Source organism: Paenibacillus profundus (assembly GCF_021369635.1).
Taxonomy (GTDB): domain Bacteria; phylum Bacillota; class Bacilli; order Paenibacillales; family Paenibacillaceae; genus Paenibacillus_B; species Paenibacillus_B profundus.
Genome location: NZ_JAJNBZ010000001.1, coordinates 667977 through 671236, shown reverse-complemented (window position 1 = coordinate 671236; position 3260 = coordinate 667977). Strand labels below are relative to the sequence as shown.

The window sequence follows — 3260 nt, the reverse complement described above, 5'->3', positions numbered from 1 at the left end:
CGGTTGTTGTCGTTCTTCTATATTCTTGTCCCATACACCGATTGTATTAGTTTAAATACAAGACTGCAACAAAAACATGGAAAACTGTAGGACAATTAAGCTGTCTGAAGACAGCCCTTGTCCTAAGCCAATTCATCCCAAGCCTAAAGGCAAGGGCTTTCTTAGCTAATTTCTGTAATAAGTACTAATCTTTTCTAAATAATAAATGCATATTCCTACATTGCCATGTATACAGTGATCGTTATTATATGAAGTGAGGTCGCTTTTTCTTCAAGTTTGAGGAATTCTTTGATGGAGGGTAGGTTACTTAAAACAGTCTGTAAAGTCTTCTTCCAAGACCTTTTACACATTTCTACAATATCTTCGAATAGTAAGTTGAAGGCATGCACGCCAAGCTTAATTAGTTTGGTCTCCATTCGGGATTTCCACCTGAATACGTGGTGACATCCGATGATTCAGCATTAACCGAAATTGGAGATAAAATCAAATACAAAGAGAAGAAAAGAACAACCATAGAATACAACTTTTTTTTCATACCTTATTACTCCTCCCTTTTAGTCTTAACTCATCATAAAGCAAATCAATTTTACTGATGGTTTCAACGTTAATGAGACTGGTATTATTCAGAAGTTCTTTGGACACGAGACTTAGGCTCTCAAAGGCTTCATCAAATTTTGATATACTAGCATATTCTAGTGAGCTCTTATAAAAGCTATCAAAAGAACCCTCGATATCATCTCCAATAAGCGTTTTCCCTTTGAGCCGGTAATAGTAAGCTATATTTAATTGTGTGATAGGAGTTGTCACTGGAATATTCTTGATTTTATCCTCATATGCAAAAAGTTGCCGAGCAGCATGAACATCATTGTATTGGAGATATATTTCGAATAGCCTAGTTATGATAATGATGAAATTTCTGTCAGTTACATTTGGTATTAATTGCTTTAGCTGTTCAATTGCCAAATTCATGTTTCCTGTCCTGCTATTGACTAACGCATTTGTAACTTTTTTATTTTCTTCAACACCAGGTATGTTATAGCTGCCGTAATCTTTTAAATAGGCCTCCCACTTTTCATGATCACCAAGACAATCATATGCAAGACCTGTTAAATAGAGAGCGTTTGCTTTTATTTTACTCTGAGTGTTTTCATTTTTAATGACGTATTTGCATAAGTCAACACATTCCTCGTACTTCATTAAATTGTATGCATGGACACCAAGTTTATAATGAAGTGTAAGGGCTTCTTCATTCGACAGAAAGGTTGTGTAATGCACAATATGTAGCCCCGCCTGATATATAGCCTCTAATTTGCTGAAGTCGTCTCGTTTGATCAAATAGGCTTGCAATAGACCTTTTGCAAGAAATCGCATGATTCCATGGTCACGAGAGTAACTAATGATTAGCATGTACAAAGATAATTTAATCCTTTGATCTTCTAGTCCGTTAACTAAACTGTAAAGACGCTCAATAAGAGTTTGGCTGTCTTCATTTGGGGATTCTAAGAACTTTAACCCAACCTTATTGATAAGTTCTTCATTTCCTGTTTCTTGAATGACACCTTGCAACATGCTTAGTAGGGCGTCCGCCCTATTTTCAATTTCAATGTAAAGTTCGGTTAGCTTTTCAAAGGGAATTTTTAACGCTGTCGCTAATGGGCGGACTGTTGCAAATTCCGGTCTCTTGACGTCTTCATTTTCAATCCTTGAAATGGTTCCTTTGTGGATGCCTGTTAGTTCCGATAATTGCGATAACGTCATGCCAGCTTCACGCCTGTACTGATGAATCAATCCCCCGATGGTCTGAATCACGTCATTCATTCATACCCGCACCTTCCTCTTGGTTTCCGAATAATCGAACACCTATATTTTACCATGCCTATCACAAAATACAATCAATCCTCAGCATATCAATCATATTGTATAATTGAAAATTAATCATTGGCGTGTCTTCCACGAGCAAAAAGCGATTATTCGCCAGCTCATTCTTGATCAATGCCTTAGTAACCTTCTAAGTCGCGCGTAGGAGCGGTGCGCCGCTCGGCCAGCGACCGATGACAATTCCCGCGTCCGGAGCAATGCCGGACGCGGGAATCACTGCTTACTTCATTTTCCAGTTGGTGACTTTAACAATCGCGGCATCGGCGTTCTTTAGATCAGTCTCCCCCATATCCAAAAGTTGGCTCCATTGCTTCACACGGTTCTTGCCATTGGGCGGTTGGTTGTACTCATTGGTATCCACGATCAGGGTGCGCTGGGCATAAAATTTCTTCATGAAAGTCTTCTCGTCGGTACTTTTGCCTGAGCGGGACAGGACGCCTTCGAGAGTGCCGGAGTCACCGGTAGCGCCTTGATTCAAGGCTGTATCGACAAATGATCCGATGGTCAGAGCAGAATTGAAGCCGCGCTGACGCGCTTGCTGTACGCTGTACTTGATGTATACTTTGTAGAAGGTCTGCCAGATGGCCTCTCTCCAAGCGTCATTGTTTTGCAGTCCTTTGATTTTGCCGCAGAACACTTTTTCGCTATCCTTTATTTTTAAAATCGAACCATTCATCGACCCGCGAACGCCTATGCGATTCAGACCACCTTCAACCGAAGGATTGCTCGCTCCGCTGGCAGCGTCGAATTCCTTGAACAGAGCCGGACCATCCGGATGTTTGTCGTTGGATCCCCCTGTCGTAGCGCCGAATATGCCGATGGTATAGCCGCGATCATCGCCAATGTCCTCGCAGTAACCATAGTATTTGGTCCAATCGAGCGAGTCCTGCTCGGGTTTATTGACGAGCTTCATAATATTGTCCCACTGCTCGCCATCTAGACCTGTATTCGCACGCAGGAACTGAAGTGTCGCAGGTGAAAAATTTTTGTCGTGAGGGGTTGCGGCATAAGCCTTCGATTGAAATGGAGCACTTATCCCAGATAATGAAGCAAGAAGAGTAAAAGAAAGTAGAACAACCAATAATTTCGTCATTTTTTTGGCTGGTTTAGCATTTGTCATACCAAGAATTCCTCCTAGATAATGGGATCATTGCGAAGCTTCGTCTCCTTTCCACATAGATAAATGAATCCGTGTGAATGTTAACTGCAGCTAAGCGTATGGCATGCCGTCCCGCAGTTCATGAAACTACGGCGGAATTAATTGGCGTCTTAAATACACAAGCAAGAAAGAGGAGCGTAGGCCGAGAGAAAACAATCCCCCCGGCTTCCCCGTTAGCATAAATAAGAACCCGTATTTAGTAAATAATGGTCGTTATTCATTT

The 3260-nt window shown here is 41.3% G+C and carries 2 protein-coding genes; both read right to left on the bottom strand.

Annotation, left to right across the window (positions count from 1 at the left end; translation table 11 throughout):
- Positions 1-531: 531 nt before the first annotated feature.
- Complete coding sequence (locus LQV63_RS02790) at positions 532-1818, bottom strand: helix-turn-helix domain-containing protein (protein ID WP_233695547.1); 1287 nt, start codon at positions 1816-1818, stop codon at positions 532-534.
- A 280-nt stretch (positions 1819-2098) separates the two neighbouring features.
- On the bottom strand, positions 2099-2998 hold the full coding sequence (locus LQV63_RS02785; RefSeq protein ID WP_233695546.1) for a chitosanase: 900 nt from the start codon (positions 2996-2998) through the stop codon (positions 2099-2101).
- Positions 2999-3260 lie beyond the last annotated feature (262 nt).